The organism is Streptomyces sp. NPDC088124 (assembly GCF_040685895.1).
Taxonomy (GTDB): domain Bacteria; phylum Actinomycetota; class Actinomycetes; order Streptomycetales; family Streptomycetaceae; genus Streptomyces.
The window spans coordinates 22,694-39,516 of record NZ_JBFBJB010000005.1 but is presented as its reverse complement, the minus strand read 5'-3'; the positions used below and the strand labels follow the sequence as shown (position 1 = coordinate 39,516).

Here is a 16,823-nt window from a genome sequence, read left to right as displayed (position 1 = left end):
GCCGGAGACAGCAGGCCGAAGACCTGTGGGCCACGCGTCAGCGCAGAATGATCGGCTCCTCGGGCAGACCTTCGGCCGGTATGCCGGTGACGAGTTCACTGAGGCCGAGAGGGTAGACCGTCTCCCGGGTGGCCCGCAGATTCTCCAGTGTCCACCAGCGCTGGGATCGGATGTTGTCTGTCTGGGTGGCACGGACCGGGGCGATGTCGGCGGGCGCGACGCGCGCGAGGAAGTACTTCTCGACTTGGCGGACCTGGAGGCCGCCGACGGGGTGGTCCTTGCTGCGTTCCGCGATCTGGGCGCCGAGGTCGACCTTTTCGGCGCCGAGTTCCTCGCGCAGTTCCCGGAGCACGGCCGTGGTGTAGTCCTCACCCTGCTCCAGGCTGCCGCCGGGGGCCCAGAAGCCGTCGTTCTCGTAGTAGCGCAGCAGCAGGACGCGCTGGTCGGTCAAGAACGACGGCTCGGCGGCCGGTCCGTACAGCAGTGCGTGGAGCGACCGGTCGTCGGCGTCCAGGGTGCATGCGGCCGACGCGACGCCGGGAACGGCCAGGGCCAGGGCGGTCAGCAGGTGGTAGCCCTGCCACAGCAGGATCTTCAGCGCGGCGTGCTGGTCCGGGCCAGGGTGGTGCGGCATCCGGACCGGTCCTGCACGGACGCGGAGGAACGGCTTGTCCCTCTTGGCTCAGAGTCCCCGTAGCACCGCAGCGCGCTGCTACGGTCCCCGCATGACGCACTCGGTCTCCACTGTTCGCGCTGTCGACCTCCGAGTCGAGCCGGTCGACAAGCTACTTGATCGCGTCGAGCGCTCCCTTCGGACACGCTTGGATCCGGGCACGGTGGTGCGCAAGCGCCGGTCCGTCGGCGCCCGGACCGAGCGCGAGACCTGGGTACGAGTGGAGCGCCGCCCGCTCGACAAGATCACCGACCAGGGGTGGAACGGTACGGAGAGCGCCGCCCGGCTGGAAGGGGTCACACAGCCGACGTGGCAAGGGTGTGTGGTCTGGCGGGACGCGGACGCACCGGTGATGTGGCGGGCCGACGAGACCAGGCTCCTCCCCGGCGAGCCGATCGGGGTCGCCGTGTTGAGCGAGGAACCCGCGCTGTCCGAAGAGTGGTGGCGGGCCTTCGGAGCTTCCCTGGACGCGCTCGCGCGGAACACCACCCACCGAGTGGCGACCCCGGACACCGTCACGATCACCCAGGACCTGGTCACCGAGTCGATCCGCGGTGTGTTCCCCGAGGAGATCGACACGATCGTCGAGCGGTGGGTACCGGCCCACGCCGACCTGAACTGGGCCAACATGAGCGCGCCCGTCTTCTGCATCTTCGACTGGGAGGACTGGGGCAACGCCCCCCGGGGCCTCGACTCCGCCACCCTGTGGGCCGCCTCTCTGGCCGTCCCGGCTCTCGCCGACCGCGTACGGAGCGAGCGGCGGTATGACTTCGCGAGCCGGGACGGCAAGTTGATGACGCTGTTCGCGGCGTCGAAGATCCTCGGGCCGGACGCTCACCCGGAGGACCCCCGGATCAAACCCGCCCGGCACCTGGCGCGGCAGGTCATCGCGGAGCTTCAGACGGGCTGACCGCTCGGCCGTTCCCGGAGGAGTGCGCGGTACTGGTGGATCATCCGCCCGTCGGCTTCGGCGGCGAGGGCGTCGAGCAGTTCGGCCAGATGGGCAGGGTCGTCCGTACCGACGGCCAGGGTGCCGACTTGGGGGAGGCAGTAGGCAGCCCGGAAGACCGCCTGGGTGCGGGAAAATCCGTCACCGTTCCGGAGGAACGTCCGGGGATCGACTCGGTCCCACACCGGGTCTGCCATGCTTCCCCCGAAGGGGCTCATGCCCCATACGCTGCCACTTGCCAGGCCCCAGGCCGCAATGAGGGCATCCACGGCGTCGAGCGTTCTGACGCCGACCAGCAGACCGGCTCTCGTCATGAGGACCGACGGCCTCGGTGTGGTCGGATCGACCAGGTCGACCAGCGGAGACGGGTCCCAGGAGGAGAGGCCCCAGGCACCGCACAGCCCCTTCGAGGCGGCATCGTCCAGGGCCGCGCACCCCTGGGCGAGTGCTTCCCGCCCAGGGCCACCGGTGTCGCGGAGGGAGTGTTCGGGGTTGTGGAGGAACACCAGGTCAGGCTCTCGCCCGAGGTCCCGGGCGGCTTGCTCCACGGCCTCGTACAGCCGTACCGGCTCCAGCGAGTGCTCCGCGCGCTCCGGCCCAGGGAAGTAGCCCACTTTCGTGGAGACCGTGAGCCTCGGCAGCAGGTCGCCGACCGTCCGAGCCAGGACCGTGTGCGAGCGGAAGCCAAGATAGTTGGTGCTCGTGTCGATCGAGGTGACGCCGAGATCCAGCGCGCCGGTCAGGAGGCGGCGTTCGTGACGAGACCGGTGTAGCCCGAGGACAACTCGGGGGTGAGCACCGCGCACAGTTCCTCCTTCACCAAAATCTCGGCGACCTCCGCCACCTCGGCTCCGACCACGGAGGTCGCGCGGTCCAGGGGGACGGGCCTACCGCTCAGCAGCAGCCGCAGCGAGGGCAGTGCCTTGGCCGTGAAGGTCAGCTTCTTCCCCGAGGCCAGGACATCGACGGTTTCGCCGTTCTCCTCGATACGCGGAAGGAAGTGGGTGGTGCACACCACGGCGTCGAGCGATCCGAAGATGTCCAGGAAGGGGACCTGCCGGGGAAGCGGCATCACCTGCTCATACGCGGCCAGGAAGTCGGCCGGGGTTCGCTCGGCGATAAGCTCACCAGCGGCCTTCGTCAAGGAACGGAAATCCGCTCCGGGAAGGCGGTCCAGGTCGTGCCGGAAAATCTCCTGCTCTCGGCACCAGTCGCCCAGCGATGCCAGCCAACTCGCTCCGGTGCGCTTGGTGATCCCGAAGGTGACATGGAGGCTCTTTCCCGGCCCGTGGCTGTCGCGGGTCGCCTGGTGCCAGTGGCCACGGGGGATGTGCATCACATCACCGGCCTTCATCACTCCCGACCAGATGATCTCTTCGCTCGGAGTGTCGTTGGGGTCGGCGTCCCGGTACAGGGGCACGGCCCGGGACGTACCGCGAACCTCCCAGCCCTTCTCGCCGGCCAACTGGACGATCACCACGTCGTGGTCGTCCCAGTGCAGCGGGAATCCCGATGCCTCGTTCGTCGTCAGATACGCGTTGACCTGGACGCGCTCGTGCGACCACCACTGGAGTGCCCGGCAGGCGACCTCCATCGTCGGGTCGAAGACGTTGGCCTGGTCAAGGATGACCGTGGCCCCCTCGCCCAGCAGCCGACCGAGGCTGTGCATGTTCACCATGGGGATGCTCTGGCCCCGAGGGCTGATGCTGTCGGTGACGTAGACGGCCGGGTGAACCTCCTTGCTCTCCTGGAAGACCCGGAACTGCGGGCGGTTCAGGCTCCGGCGCATGACGATGTCGACCATGCGGTTCGGGGTGAGTACGCGGGAGATCAAGCCCGGGTCGTTGAGGCTTCCTCGTCCGAAGTCCTTGCCGAGTTCCCCCGCACCGCTCCACCCGAGCGCCATCTCGATGGCGCTGATCAATCGGTGTTCCATCATTTCCTCCTCATGAGATCGGCTGCCAGGGAGCGGCGGGGTCCGTACGGAGAACCGGGCGGACCCCGCCGCCTCCCGCTACTCGCTGTCGTGCAGGTTGCCGTCGCCTCCGGGCCACGGCGAGTCACCGGAGCTACCGGCGTTGTCCGACCGGAGGCTGTCGTACCGGTCGTGGACGGACGTCAGCTCCTCGACCGCCACCAGAAGACCACTCCGGGCCGACGGCGTCGTCGTGCTCTCTGCCATCTCGTTCTCCTTCCTCTTGGGTTCCTCCGCCGGGTTTCCGACGGAGGAAGGGGGCCGCACTCCTGCTGGTGCTGGATTCCTCGTCCAGGGAGCCCTCCCACGCTCGGACCCTCTCCGCGATCGTGTGTCGGGCGAAGGTGCGCATGCGGTCCGAGGACGACTGATGTCCAGTCAACGGCTCCGGCCTCGGGTGCGGAACGTTTCTGGGGGGTTCCTCCAGGGGACGCCACCCTCGTACACCGGGGTGGAATGCAGTCGACGTCCGCCCTGTTGGGATTCGGCAGGAGTGATGACGTGCACGGTGAGTCCTTAGCTGTCCACCCCTTGACCTTCGTCCGCCAGTCGCGCGGATGGGGAAAGGCCGAGTTCGCCCGGCTCATGCAGGTGCGCGGAAAGCTGCTCGGCATCCCCCTGGCGACGAACCGCACGACGGTCTGGAAGTGGGAGCAGGGGCAGGAGCCGGACGCGGACGCCCAGCGGGTACTCAGCGACCTCCTGTCCGTGCCGTACGAACGGTCACGGGCGGAGGGATGGCCCCGGTGGCTTCCGGTCTGGGAGGTGACGGGCCTCACCGCACCCTGGACCGAGGCCGGCACCGTCGAGGCGCTGGCCGATCTTGTGGGGAGTGGACGGTTGGACCGACGAGGCTTTCTCACCATCACAGGCGCCACCCTGACGGGGCTCGCGGCGAGCTGGGTCGAGGCGTCCTCCGCGTTCGCCTCGGCGATCAACGGCGACCGCGTCACCGACGTCATGGTCTCGACGATCGAGCAGCGCGTCAGCACCCTCCGTACTCTTGACGATCAGCTGGGAGGCGCCCGGCTGCTGGAACAGGCACGAGGTGACCTCTCCCTGGTCACGGGCCTGCTCAGCGGTGGCCGGTACACGGACAGCATCCGTGTCCGCCTGTACGCGCTGGCGGCCCGGACATCGCATCTCACTGGCTGGATGGCGTACGACGCGGGGCTGCGGTCCGCAGGCCAGCGGTACTACGTCGGGGCGCTGCGCAGTGCCCGTACAGGCGGCGACGACGCCTTCGGGGCCTTCATCCTCGCCGAAATGGGTGTCCACGTCTCCGAAGCCGGACGCACTGCCGAGCGGGTCGACCTGATCTCCACCGGCATCGACAACGCTCCCCGTACGCTGCCGCCATCCGCTCAGTGCTTTCTCTACCTGCACAAGGCCGAGGCGCTGTCACGCGACGGTGATCACCAGAGGGCCGGCACAGCTCTCAACCGTGCCGCCTCCCTCTGGGAACGCCAGACGGTGGGGGACGCCCCGGACTGGCTCGACTGGTTCGGCGAGGCACAGGTGAAGTCGACGGAGGGCAAGGTGCTGCTCCGCGCGGGGCAGGTGGAGCGGGCAACGCGTTCCCTGGAGACCTCCGTCGAGCAGGCGGCACCCCGGGACAAGGCGGTTCGCTCCAGTCGGCTGGCGGAGGCCCGGCTGGCCGGTGGCGACCTGGAGGGAGCACTGGACGCCGCGAACTACGGGGCCGCGCTTCTGGAAGACAAGGTCAGCTCCGTGCGGGCACTCGACCGGTTAAAGGAGTTCTCCGCGCAGCTCGAACCCCATAGGGCCGTTCCGACCGTCCGGGAGTTCCGCGAGCGTCTCCAGGCGGTGCCCGTAGCGGCCTGATCGTCGCGGCCTCGGTGCAGGCTCGCCCCTCGGAACGACGGTCCAGGGGTGCCAGGATGGGCGGCATGACGGTGATCAACGGTGAGGTCGCGGCAGGTTTCGAACCAGTAAGAGAGGCGTTCACGGCGAACTTCGCCCAGCGCGAGGACATCGGCGCGGCGGTCTGCGTCTACCAGGACGGCCGGCCGGTGGTGGACATGTGGGCCGGAATCGCCGACCCGGACACCGGCCGGCCGTGGGAACGGGACACGCTCCAGCTCGTCTACTCGGCGACCAAGGGCGCTACCGCCACGGCGGCGCATCTGCTGGCCCAGCGCGGGGAGCTGGACCTGGACGCCCCAGTGTCCGCCTACTGGCCGGAGTTCGCCGCGAACGGCAAGGCGGAGATCCCGGTGCGCTGGCTGCTGTCCCACCAGGCCGGCCTGGTCGCCCTTGACCGGCCGGTGCCGCTGGATGAGGCACTGGCCTGGCACCCCATGGTGGCGGCCCTGGCCGCCCAGCGCCCGCAGTGGACTCCGGGAACGGCGCACGGGTATCACGGCCGGACCTGGGGCTGGCTGGTCGGCGAGGTGATCCGCCGCGCGTCCGGGCGTTCGCCAGGTCGCTTCTTCGCCGAGGAGATCGCCGCTCCGCTTGGGCTGGACTTCTTCATCGGCCTGCCGGCCGGAGAACGGAACCGGCTCAGCCGCATGGTGTACCGGAAGCCGGACGTCGACCTCACCACCCTGCCCGAGGAGTCGATCCCCGAGGAGCTGCGTGACCTCGTCGCCGCCTGGCGCGACCCGAACTCTCTCAGCAACACGGCGTACGCCATCACCGACCCGGCGAACGTCGACTTCGATTCCCCGAAAGTCCAGGCCGCGGAACTCCCCTCGTCCAACGGCATCGGCACCGCACGCGGGTTGGCGCGCATGTACGCGGCGCTGATCGGCGAGGTGGACGGGGTTCGCCTATTCACCCCGAAGACGCTGGCCTCAGCGACCAAAGAACAGGCCAGCGGCCACGACCAGGTGATGCTGGTGCCCAGCCGGTTCAGTACCGGATTCATGCTGCCCACCGCGACCATCCCCATGACCGGCCCGAGCGCCTTCGGTCACACAGGCCGTGGGGGCTCACTCGGCTTCGCCGACCTGGAACGAGGCATTGCCTTCGGCTACGTCATGAACCACATCGTCAGCGGCTCGGACGATATGCGAGCGACGGCCCTCACCGATGCGGTAAACAAGTCGCTGGGAAGGCTATGAGGGCCGAAGCAGCCCCAATTCATCCACCCGCTCCACCCACTCCCACCACCCGTGCTACCTGCGCGCCCCTACGGCGGCGGCGCGTCGCGGAAGCGGCGGCGGTCGCGGGCCGGGAGGGCCGGGGCGTCCGCGAGGCGGACCACCGCGCCGTCGCGCCCCGCCACCACCGGGCCCGCCGCCCGTACCGCCTTCGCCCGGTACTGCGCCGCGTCCGCCAGCCGGAAGAGCCGGCGCGCCGAACTCACCTCGCCGATCGGGTCGCCCGTCGAGGCGAGCCCGCACGCCACCCCCTCGCCCAGCTCCAGCTCGGCCGCCCGCGCACACAGCTCGGCGGCGACCGCGATCACCTCGTCGGCGGTCGGGCCCACCGCCAGCAGGCAGAACTCGTCCCCGCCGAGCCGCGCCGACAGCGCGCCGGGCAGCCGCGCGCCGCAGACGGAGAGGAGCGAGGCGAACCGTTCCAGCAGACGGTCGCCGACCGCGTGCCCGAGCGTGTCGTTGACCTGCTTCAGCCCGTTGAGGTCGCAGACGACGAGGCTGACGACGGCCCCGTCCGCCCGGTACGCCGCGATCGCCTGGTCGAGCCGCGCGTCCACCGCGCGCCGGTTCGCCAGCCCCGTCAGCGGGTCGGTGAAGGCGAGGCGCCGTACCTCTTCGAGCCGCTGCGTCTGGGCGAGCCCCGCCGCCACCACGGACGCGATGACGGTCGCGAAGTCCGCGTCGTCGGCGTCGAACACCGGCGCGCCCAGCGGCCGCGCCACGTACAGCTCGCCCCACGCCCGGCCGTGCAGCACGATCGGCGCCACCACACAGCACCCCCGGCCACGCCGGCGCAGCGCCGCCACGCGCTGGTGGCAGTAGCCGGGCGGCCCGGAGGTCCGGGTCCCGCCGCCGATCGGGACCTCCGCGGAGCCCGCCGCGGTCTCGACCCAGGCGTTGGGCCCGCCGCCGCCCGCCCAGCGCTCGTGCAGGAACTCCGCGATCTCGGGGAACTGGTGCACGGGATACGACTCGTCCTCGGGGAACTCCTCCTCCCCCGCGACCCGGTCCCCCACGTTCACCAGGACCTTGAGCCGCCCCAGGTCCCGCTCCCACACCGACAGCGCCGCGAAGCTCCCCGCCAGCGCCGTCCGGGCGCCCCGCGCCGCCGCCCGCCAGGACTCCCGCGCCGTCGGGGCCGCGGCCATCGCCTGGGACAGTGCCACCATGGCGCGCAGACGCCCATCCACTCCCATCACCCCACCTTAGGGCGCTTTGGGGCGATTTCATCGCCTGCGGCGACGGGGTATCACCCCGCGCCCGGCCGGCCGTCCCGTCCGGCCGTCGTCAGGCGCCGGGCCACTGCGGCGCCCGCTTCTCGTTGAACGCCGCCACGCCCTCCGCCCGGTCCCCGGAGAAGGCGACCTCCCGCCAGGCGGCGTCCTCGACCTCCAGGCCGGCCCGCAGGTCGAGCCCGTGCCCGAGCCGCAGCGCGCGCTTCGCGGCCCGCACCCCGACGGGCGAGTTGGCGGCGATACGGTCCGCCAGCGCCAGCGCCTCGTCCCGGTCGGCCCCGTCGTCCACCAGCAGGTCCACCAGCCCGATGCCCGCCGCCTCCGCCGCCGGCACCCGCCGCGCCGTGAAGATCAGCTCCGCGGCGCGCGCGGCCCCGACCCGGCGGGGCAGCAGCTGCGTACCGCCGCCCCCGGGGATCACCCCGACCGACACCTCCGGCAGCCCGACCACCGCGGACGGGTCGGCGACGATGAGGTCACAGGCGAGGGCCAGCTCGAACCCGCCGCCCAGCGCGTAGCCGTGCACCGCGGCCACGACCGGCATCGGCAGCTCCAGCACGCCGGTGTACGCGGCGCGCGCGAGGGGCCGCGTCGCCAGCAGCTCGGCGTCGCTCAGCGCGTTCCGCTCCTTCAGGTCCGCGCCGACACAGAAGGCGCGCGGGTGCGTGGAGGTCAGCACCGTGACCCGTACGCTCCGGTCGGCCTCCAGCTCCGCACAGGCGGCGGCCAGCGAGCGGGCCAGCTCGACGGAGACGGCGTTCATGGCCTTCGGCCGGTCGAGCACCAGCTCGGCGACATGGCCGCCCGCGCCGTGCCGCCGTACGGCGACGGACTCCCCGAACCTCTGCTCGCTCCCGGCCACGACGGCTTCCTCCCAGTCGGTCGGCGGTCGACGGAGTCCCCACTGACGGGAATTCCGTTAACGACGGTTCACCAGGGGTGATCCTAGGTGGCGCGCCGTCCCAGGTGCCAGGGCTCCACCACACCCAGACCGCGCACCGGCCGCTGCCACATCGGCTGGAGCCCGAAGCGGTAGGCGGGCGGCACCTCGCCCTCCTTCTCGGCCCGCGCCGCGGCCTCCGCCGCCTGCGTCTCCGAGGCCGGGGCGTCTCCCGTACGGATCAGCTCCTCCGCGAACGCGCCGTCCACCAGGACGGTGTCCTTGGGCGCTATGGAGGTCAGCCGGCTCGCGAGGTTCACCGTCGTGCCGAAGACATCGCCCATCCGCGTGGTGACCGTGCCGAACGCGATGCCGACCCGCAGCGCCGGCATCGTCTCGTCGTGCGTCATGGTCTCTATGAGCCGCAGCGCGATCTCCGCGGCCGTACCGGCGTCGTCCGCCGCGTACAGCACCTCGTCGCCGAGGGTCTTGATCAGCCGGCCGCCGTGCGCGGCGACGAGGTCGGCGGAGGTCGTCTCGAACGCCTCGACCAGCTCGCCCAGCTCCTCCTCCTCCAGCCGCCGGGTCAGCCGGGTGAATCCGACGAGGTCCGCGAAGCCCACGGCGAGCCGCCGGTCGACCATCTCGTCGTCGTCCGCGGCCTGCACCACGCGCCCGGTCGCCGCGGCGAGCTGCCGCCGCCACACGTAGACGAGGAACTCCTCCAGCTCCGGCAGGAGCAGCTCGATCAGGGGGTACGTGACCTCGGTGCGGGTCATCCCCGGCTCCGGCGGCTCCGTCAGCCCCTCCAGGAAGGAATCGATCTGCCACTCCGCCAACCGGGCGGTGGTCTGCCCCGTCGACCGGGCGACCTGGATGGCCATCGGCTCGCTCAGCAGCCCCGCCTCGACGAGACCGGAGAGCCGTCGCAGCGCCAGCACGTCCGCCTCGGTGAGTGCCTTGGCCTGGCCGATGTCGGCGAAGCCCATGGCGCGCCAGAAGCGGGAGGCGAGATCCATCGAGACGCCGGCCGTGCGGGCCGCCTGGAAGGGCGTGTAGCGGCGCTCCGCACCGAGGATGAGCTGTTCGAGACGGATCGCGAGGGGGTCGTCGGTCGGCTCCGCCGTGTGATCGACGACATGGTGCGGGGTCGGGTGGCCCGAGGGGCCCGGCGGCGGAGTCTCCGCGCCGGAAGCCGAATCATCGACGGTCACCAGCCGCCTCCTGCCCGTTCCCTGCGCACTGCCCTGCCGATCTGTCGTGGACCGCCTCAACGATACGGCAGATGTGCGCTGTCTCACGTCCCCGGGTGGTATGAGACGGTCCGTCCTGAGGTACGGGCGGGCGCGTGCGGAGCACGCCGTACCGCCACCGACCGCCCCCGTGCCACGACCCGGCCGGGGAATCACCCGCGGTGCCCCTGGACTATGCCCCGCGTACGTGCACGCCCTACGCCCCGCGTACGGGAACGATGACGTGCGCGCGCTACGCCCCGCGTACGTGCACGATGTCGCCCGCGCCGACCGGATGCCGTCCGCCGTCGTCCGTCCCGACCACGAGCCGGCCGTCACCGTCCACCGCCACCGCCTCGCCCACCAGCTCGCGGCCGCCGGGCAGCTCCGCCCTGACCCGCCGTCCCAGCGTGGCGCAGCCCGCCGCGTACGTCTCCTGGAGCCGGGAGGCGGCCGGGTCGCCGCCGGCCTCCCGCCACTGCCCGTACCACTGCTCCAGGGAGCGCAGTACGGCGCGCAGAAGCGTCTCCCGGTCCAGGGAGACCGCGTTCGCCAGGGCCAGCGATCCCGCCGTCGGTACGGGGAGTTCGCCGGCGCGCAGCGAGACGTTGAGGCCGACGCCCACCACGACCGCGTCGGCGCCGGCGCGCTCCGCGAGGATGCCGCCCGCCTTGCGCTCCTCGCCGTCCACCGTCACCAGCAGGTCGTTCGGCCATTTGAGGGAGATGTCCACGCCCGCCGCCCTCGCCAGCCCCGTCGCGACCGCCACCCCGGTCAGCAGCGGCAGCCAGCCGAGCCGCTCGGCCGGGACCCCGGGTCCCGGCCTGAGGAGGACGGAGAAGAAGATCCCCGAGCGCGCGGGCGCCGACCAGCGCCGGTCGAGCCGGCCGCGCCCGGCGGTCTGCTCCTCGGCGACGAGCACCGCGCCCTCCGCCGCGCCGGCCGCGGCCCGCGCGGCCAGATCGGTGTTGGTGGACCCGGTCGTCTCGACCACGTCGAGCGAGGTCCACAGCCCGCCCGGCAGGATCAGCCCCCGGCGCAGCGCGCGCGGGCCGAGCGGGGGGCGTTCGAGGTCGGTCCAGCGGCCGGCGGGGTGACCGCCGGGAGGGTTATGGGGCTCCGTCATGCAAGCCACCCTAGGTGTGGCAAACGCCGCACTGCCGAACGGTATCCGCGCCGATACGCTACGGATCAGTAGCGCCCGCTCCGTCCCACCTGTACACCCCACACGTCCCGCATCCTCCGTATCCGCCGCATCGTCCACCCCTCCACCCGCCCCGCACCCCGATTCACACCCGTGACCCGCAGGGAGCCGCATCCCGATGTCCGAAACGGAAATCGCCCAGGGAACCACCGCAGGAAGCAACGCAGGAAACACCGCAGGAACGAGCGCGGGAAGCAGCGCGCACACCACGGCGGGCAAGCTCGCGGATCTGCGCCGCCGTATCGACGAAGCCACGCACGCCGGCTCCGCACGCGCCGTGGAGAAGCAGCACGCCAAGGGGAAACTGACCGCGCGCGAGCGGGTCGGCCTCCTCCTGGACGAGGGGTCCTTCGTCGAACTGGACGAGTTCGCCAGGCACCGCTCGACCAGCTTCGGCATCGAGGCGAACCGCCCGTACGGGGACGGTGTCGTCACCGGCTACGGCACGGTCGACGGCCGTCCCGTCTGCGTCTACTCGCAGGACTTCACCATCTTCGGCGGCTCGCTCGGCGAGGTGTACGGCGAGAAGATCGTGAAGGTCATGGACTTCGCGATGAAGACCGGCTGCCCGGTCATCGGCATCAACGACGGCGGCGGCGCCCGCATCCAGGAAGGCGTGGTGGCGCTCGGCCTGTTCGCCGAGATCTTCCGGCGCAACGTGCACGCCTCGGGTGTCGTGCCGCAGATCAGTCTGATCGTCGGCCCGTGCGCGGGCGGCGCGGTCTACTCCCCCGCGATCACCGACTTCACGGTGATGGTGGACCGGACGTCGCACATGTTCATCACGGGGCCCGACGTCATCAGGACGGTGACGGGCGAGGACGTCGGCTTCGAGGAACTGGGCGGCGCCCGTACGCACAACACGACCTCCGGCGTCGCGCACCACATGGCGGGTGACGAGAAGGACGCCATCGATTACGTCAAGTCCCTGCTCTCGTATCTCCCGTCGAACAACCTCTCCGAGCCGCCCGCCTTCCCCGAGGAGGCCGAGCTGACGACGACGGACGAGGACCGCGACCTGGACACGCTGATCCCGGACTCCGCGAACCAGCCGTACGACATGCACACCGCGATCGAACGGGTGCTGGACGACGGCGAGTTCCTGGAGACGCAGGCGCTCTTCGCGCCCAACATCATCACGGGCTTCGGCCGGGTCGAGGGCTTCCCGGTCGGGATCGTCGCCAATCAGCCCCTGCAGTTCGCGGGGTGCCTGGACATCAACGCCTCGGAGAAGGCGGCGCGGTTCGTCCGGACGTGCGACGCGTTCAACGTGCCGGTGCTGACGTTCGTGGACGTCCCCGGCTTCCTGCCGGGCGTCGACCAGGAGTACGGCGGCATCATCCGGCGCGGCGCCAAACTGATCTACGCGTACGCCGAGGCCACGGTCCCGCTGATCACCGTGATCACCCGCAAGGCGTTCGGCGGCGCGTACGACGTGATGGGCTCCAAGCACCTGGGCGCCGACCTCAACCTCGCCTGGCCGACGGCGCAGATCGCCGTGATGGGCGCGCAGGGCGCGGTGAACATCCTGCACCGCCGCACGATCGCCGCCGCGGGCGACGACACGGAGCAGGAGACGCGGCGCGCCGAACTCATCCAGGAGTACGAGGACGCCCTGCTCAACCCGTACGTCGCGGCCGAACGCGGCTACGTCGACGCGGTGATCATGCCGTCGGACACCCGGGCGCACGTCGTGAAGGGGCTGCGCCAGCTCCGTACGAAGCGCGCGAGCCTGCCGCCGAAGAAGCACGGCAACATCCCGCTCTAGTGCGTGTCTTCGACCGGAAGGGAGAGTGACGATGATCAAAGTCGTACGGGGCAACCCGACCCGCGAGGAGCTGGCCGCCGCGCTCGCGGTGGTCCAGGCCCGCGCCGCGGCGCTGGCGGCCCCTCCGACCGCGGCGCCGGGCGCGGCCGAGCCGCCCGCCGAGTGGTCCGCCCCGACCCGTATCGCCCGCGGCCGGGTGCTGCGGCCCGGCCCGCGGGCGTGGGCCAGGACGTACTGGCCGGGCTGAGCCGGGTGAGCGGGGCGGGCCCGGGTGGAGCCGGGGTGAAGTGAGGGGGCGCCTGAGTACACGTACTCAGGCGCCGGGCGCCCGGCGGACGGAGTATCGAGTTCATGTTGTGGTCCGATCCCGAGAACAGGCCGCCCGAGGAACTGCGCGAGACGCAGTCCATGATGCGCCGGGCGGGGGTCCTGCTCGCCCTGGCGATGGTGCTGGCGATGCTCGTACTCGGCCTGCACTGACCGGCTGCGGCACCGGCACCGCGACCGGCCCGCACTGACCGGCCGGCACCGCGACCGGCCTCCGCCGACCGGCACCGCGACCGGCCCGTATCCGGGACCGGGGCGGACCGGCCGACGCCCGCCCCGGTGCGCTCCGTACCATGACCGGCATGACCGTTCAGCGACGCCGGCTCGTCCTCGCCTCCGCCTCCCCCGCCCGGCTCGGCCTGCTCCGGCAGGCCGGACTCGCGCCCGAGGTGATCGTCAGCGGCGTCGACGAGGACGCGCTCTCCGCCCCGACCCCCGCCGAGCTGGCGCTCGTCCTCGCCGAGGCCAAGGCGACCACCGTGGCCGCGCTCCCCGAGGTCGCCGGGGCACTGGTCGTCGGCTGCGACTCCGTACTCGAACTCGACGGCGAGGCGCTCGGCAAGCCCGCCGACGCGGAGGAGGCCACCTCCCGCTGGAAGTCGATGCGCGGCCGTACGGGGATCCTCAGGACCGGCCACTGCGTGATCGACACCGCGACCGGCCGCCGGGCCGGCGAGACCGCGTCGACGACGGTCCACTTCGGCACCCCGAGCGACGCCGAGATCGCCGCGTACGTCGCCTCCGGTGAACCCCTGCACGTCGCCGGGGCGTTCACGCTCGACGGCCGCTCGGCCCCCTTCGTCGACTCGATCGAGGGCAGCCACGGCAATGTCGTCGGCCTGTCGCTGCCGCTGCTGCGGACGCTGCTGCTGGAGCAGGGCGTGACGATCACCGACCTGTGGGCCTGAGCGCCGCCCTCCTCCGGGGCTCGCTCTCGTACGCCACCAGCGCCAGCACCACCAGCCCCATGATCGCCATCATGACCGCGAAGGCCGTCCACCCCACCAGACCGACCGTCAGCGCGCCCAGCACGCCGTGCACCACCGCGCACGTGATCAGCACGATCCGCCCGAAGCGGCCGGGGGCGCGGTCCCGTACCGCCGTACGCGCCAGGATCCCCGCACACACCACCAGATAGAGGCCGAAGACACCGCCGGTCACCCAGGTCCCGGCGAACATCGCGGCGGAGTCGACGCCGGCCAGGGACATCTGCTGGTTGTCGACCACCATGGCCAGCACACCGTTGACGAAGACGACACCGACCGCCTCCGCCACGAGCACGATCGCGGCCAGCCAGGCCATCGGTCCCCGGGCCACGGCCCCACCCTCTTCCCCTGTTTTCGCCTGTTACCAGCAGTACGTTCGCCATCGCGCACGGTACTGACCGGTAAACCCGGGGACAAGGGCCCGAGCGGAAGCAAAGAATCATTCCGCCATTCGTAGGGACTCCACAAAGAATCGCGATCGGCCGAGGGTCAGTCCGACAGAGAGCTGGACCACATCCGAGCGCTACTGTGCGACGGAGGATCGCGGCGTACCGTGGTGCCACAAGGGATTTCGCCCCGTGGGCGAGGATCGGAACACGCTCCGTGCGGTGCGGGCCACCAGCGCGGACAGTTCGGCGGCGCGTGTCGGCAGTCCCTAAACTCAGCTTGTTTCAAGGAGGGAGCCATCGTGCGCAAGGTGCTCATCGCCAACCGTGGCGAAATCGCTGTCCGCGTTGCCCGTGCCTGCCGGGATGCCGGAATCGCGAGCGTAGCCGTCTACGCCGACCCGGACCGGGACGCGCTGCACGTCCGTGCCGCGGACGAGGCGTTCGCCCTGGGCGGTGACACCCCGGCGGCCAGCTATCTCGACATGGCCAAGGTGCTCCAGGCGGCGAAGGACTCGGGCGCGGACGCGATCCACCCCGGCTACGGCTTCCTGTCCGAGAACGCCGAGTTCGCCCAGGCGGTCCTGGACGCGGGGCTGACCTGGATCGGCCCGCCCCCGCAGGCCATCCGCGACCTGGGCGACAAGGTCGCCGCCCGGCACATCGCGCAGCGCGCGGGCGCCCCCTTGGTGGCCGGCACCCCGGACCCGGTCGCCGGCTCCGCCGAGGTCGTCGCCTTCGCCGAGCAGCACGGGCTCCCCATCGCCATCAAGGCGGCCTTCGGCGGCGGCGGGCGTGGCCTCAAGGTCGCCCGTACGCTCGAAGAGGTCCCGGAGCTGTACGACTCCGCGGTCCGCGAGGCCGTCGCCGCCTTCGGCCGCGGCGAGTGCTTCGTCGAGCGCTACCTCGACAAGCCGCGGCACGTCGAGACGCAGTGCCTGGCCGACTCGCACGGCAACGTGGTCGTCGTGTCGACCCGTGACTGCTCGCTCCAGCGCCGCCACCAGAAGCTGGTGGAGGAGGCGCCCGCGCCGTTCCTGACCCCCGAGCAGAACGCCGAGCTGTACGCGGCGTCCAAGGCGATCCTCAAGGAGGCCGGATACGTCGGCGCCGGGACCGTCGAGTTCCTGGTCGGCACCGACGGCACGATCTCCTTCCTGGAGGTCAACACCCGGCTCCAGGTGGAGCACCCGGTGACCGAGGAGGTCACCGGACTCGACCTCGTACGCGAGATGTTCCGCATCGCGGACGGCGAGGAGCTGGGCTACGACGACCCGCCGGTGCGCGGTCACTCCTTCGAGTTCCGGATCAACGGCGAGGACCCGGGCCGCGGCTTCCTGCCCGCCCCCGGTACGGTCACCACCTTCGCGGCGCCGTCGGGCCCCGGCGTCCGGCTGGACGCGGGCGTCGAGTCCGGCTCCGTGATCGGCCCGGCCTGGGACTCCCTGCTCGCCAAGCTGATCGTCACCGGCGCCACCCGTGAGCAGGCGCTCCAGCGCGCGGCGCGCGCCCTGGACGAGTTCACCGTCGAGGGCATGGCCACGGCGCTGACCTTCCACCGCAAGGTCGTCACCGACCCGGCGTTCACCGCGGACCCGTTCAGGGTCCACACCCGCTGGATCGAGACCGAGTTCGTCAACGACATCCCGCCCTTCGCCTCCCCGGCCGGCCCGGAGACCGACGACGAGCCGGGCCGCGAGACCGTGGTGGTCGAGGTCGGCGGCAAGCGCCTCGAAGTCTCGCTGCCGGTCAGCCTGGGCATGTCCCTGGCCCGTACGGGGCTGGCCGCGGGCGCCAAGCCCAAGCGGCGCGCGGCGAAGAAGTCCGCGTCGGCGGCGTCCGGCGACACGCTCGCCTCCCCCATGCAGGGCACCATCGTCAAGGTGGCCGTCGAGGAGGGCCAGGAGGTCAAGGAGGGCGATCTGGTCGTCGTCCTGGAGGCCATGAAGATGGAACAGCCCCTGAACGCCCACCGCTCGGGCACCGTCAAGGGCCTCGCGGCCCAGGTCGGCGCCTCGCTCACCTCCGGCGCGGTCATCTGCGAGATCAAGGACTGACGCCACCCCCGCGCGGCGCACCC

The 16,823-nt window shown here is 71.5% G+C and carries 17 protein-coding genes; 8 read left to right on the top strand and 9 right to left on the bottom strand.

The genetic code is table 11. The annotated features are described in order from the left end of the window. Positions 1-37 precede the first annotated feature (37 nt). A complete protein-coding gene (locus AB0P17_RS05325; protein ID WP_365807764.1) occupies positions 38-634 on the bottom strand; it encodes an NUDIX domain-containing protein in 597 nt (198 codons plus the stop codon). 91 nt (positions 635-725) lie between these two features. Here AB0P17_RS05325 and AB0P17_RS05320 point away from each other — a divergent pair, with 91 nt between their 5' ends. After that, positions 726-1,583 carry a hypothetical protein gene (locus AB0P17_RS05320; RefSeq protein ID WP_365807762.1) on the top strand — a complete coding sequence of 286 codons (858 nt, stop codon included), beginning with the start codon at positions 726-728 and terminating at the stop codon, positions 1,581-1,583. Here AB0P17_RS05320 and AB0P17_RS05315 read toward each other — a convergent pair. The 3 genes from AB0P17_RS05315 to AB0P17_RS05305 all read right to left on the bottom strand — a co-directional run bounded on the left by AB0P17_RS05315 (position 1,571) and on the right by AB0P17_RS05305 (position 3,804). After that, positions 1,571-2,428 carry an aldo/keto reductase gene (locus AB0P17_RS05315; RefSeq protein ID WP_365807761.1) on the bottom strand — a complete coding sequence of 286 codons (858 nt, stop codon included), beginning with the start codon at positions 2,426-2,428 and terminating at the stop codon, positions 1,571-1,573. The two genes, AB0P17_RS05320 and AB0P17_RS05315, sit on opposite strands and share 13 nt — an antisense overlap. Further along, entirely contained in the window at positions 2,362-3,558 is a 1,197-nt protein-coding gene (locus tag AB0P17_RS05310; RefSeq protein ID WP_365807760.1) for a cupin domain-containing protein, read from the bottom strand. The genes AB0P17_RS05315 and AB0P17_RS05310 overlap by 67 nt, the downstream gene beginning before the upstream one ends. Positions 3,559-3,636: 78 nt before the next feature. Then, positions 3,637-3,804 (bottom strand): hypothetical protein, encoded by a 168-nt coding sequence (locus AB0P17_RS05305; protein WP_365807758.1) that lies wholly within the window; start codon positions 3,802-3,804, stop codon positions 3,637-3,639. A 249-nt stretch (positions 3,805-4,053) separates the two neighbouring features. Between AB0P17_RS05305 and AB0P17_RS05300 the strand changes: the two genes are divergently transcribed. Beyond that, positions 4,054-5,442 (top strand): transcriptional regulator, encoded by a 1,389-nt coding sequence (locus AB0P17_RS05300; RefSeq protein WP_365807756.1) that lies wholly within the window; start codon positions 4,054-4,056, stop codon positions 5,440-5,442. Between the two features lie 65 nt (positions 5,443-5,507). Continuing rightward, complete coding sequence (locus AB0P17_RS05295; protein ID WP_365807754.1) at positions 5,508-6,686, top strand: serine hydrolase domain-containing protein; 1,179 nt, start codon at positions 5,508-5,510, stop codon at positions 6,684-6,686. 68 nt (positions 6,687-6,754) lie between these two features. Here the strand turns inward: AB0P17_RS05295 and AB0P17_RS05290 are convergent, their stop codons facing one another. From AB0P17_RS05290 to AB0P17_RS05275, 4 genes are all read right to left on the bottom strand, one after another. After that, positions 6,755-7,921 carry a sensor domain-containing diguanylate cyclase gene (locus AB0P17_RS05290; protein ID WP_365807752.1) on the bottom strand — a complete coding sequence of 389 codons (1,167 nt, stop codon included), beginning with the start codon at positions 7,919-7,921 and terminating at the stop codon, positions 6,755-6,757. Positions 7,922-8,012: 91 nt separating this feature from the next. Next, complete coding sequence (locus AB0P17_RS05285; RefSeq protein ID WP_365807750.1) at positions 8,013-8,822, bottom strand: enoyl-CoA hydratase-related protein; 810 nt, start codon at positions 8,820-8,822, stop codon at positions 8,013-8,015. An 83-nt stretch (positions 8,823-8,905) separates the two neighbouring features. Then, positions 8,906-10,054: an adenylate/guanylate cyclase domain-containing protein gene (locus AB0P17_RS05280; protein WP_365807748.1), complete on the bottom strand. Its 1,149-nt coding sequence runs from the start codon at positions 10,052-10,054 to the stop codon at positions 8,906-8,908. Positions 10,055-10,325: 271 nt separating this feature from the next. Next, positions 10,326-11,198, bottom strand: a complete 873-nt coding sequence (locus tag AB0P17_RS05275) for a biotin--[acetyl-CoA-carboxylase] ligase (RefSeq protein ID WP_365807747.1) — start codon at positions 11,196-11,198, stop codon at positions 10,326-10,328. Between the two features lie 307 nt (positions 11,199-11,505). On the opposite strand from AB0P17_RS05275, the gene AB0P17_RS05270 reads away from it, so the two are divergent. From AB0P17_RS05270 to AB0P17_RS05255, 4 genes are all read left to right on the top strand, one after another. Next, positions 11,506-13,044: an acyl-CoA carboxylase subunit beta gene (locus tag AB0P17_RS05270; protein WP_365808095.1), complete on the top strand. Its 1,539-nt coding sequence runs from the start codon at positions 11,506-11,508 to the stop codon at positions 13,042-13,044. Positions 13,045-13,075: 31 nt separating this feature from the next. Next, on the top strand, positions 13,076-13,291 hold the full coding sequence (locus tag AB0P17_RS05265; protein WP_365807745.1) for an acyl-CoA carboxylase epsilon subunit: 216 nt from the start codon (positions 13,076-13,078) through the stop codon (positions 13,289-13,291). Positions 13,292-13,395: 104 nt separating this feature from the next. After that, the gene (locus AB0P17_RS05260) at positions 13,396-13,524 is read left to right on the top strand and encodes a hypothetical protein (protein ID WP_365807743.1); all 129 of its coding nucleotides are present in this window, start codon (positions 13,396-13,398) and stop codon (positions 13,522-13,524) included. 140 nt (positions 13,525-13,664) lie between these two features. Then, complete coding sequence (locus tag AB0P17_RS05255) at positions 13,665-14,279, top strand: nucleoside triphosphate pyrophosphatase (protein WP_365807741.1); 615 nt, start codon at positions 13,665-13,667, stop codon at positions 14,277-14,279. Here AB0P17_RS05255 and AB0P17_RS05250 read toward each other — a convergent pair. Beyond that, positions 14,260-14,673 carry a hypothetical protein gene (locus AB0P17_RS05250; protein ID WP_365808093.1) on the bottom strand — a complete coding sequence of 138 codons (414 nt, stop codon included), beginning with the start codon at positions 14,671-14,673 and terminating at the stop codon, positions 14,260-14,262. The genes AB0P17_RS05255 and AB0P17_RS05250 overlap by 20 nt on opposite strands. Positions 14,674-15,045: 372 nt before the next feature. Between AB0P17_RS05250 and AB0P17_RS05245 the strand changes: the two genes are divergently transcribed. Further along, on the top strand, positions 15,046-16,800 hold the full coding sequence (locus AB0P17_RS05245) for a biotin carboxylase N-terminal domain-containing protein (RefSeq protein WP_365807739.1): 1,755 nt from the start codon (positions 15,046-15,048) through the stop codon (positions 16,798-16,800). The last annotated feature ends 23 nt before the right edge of the window (positions 16,801-16,823 follow it).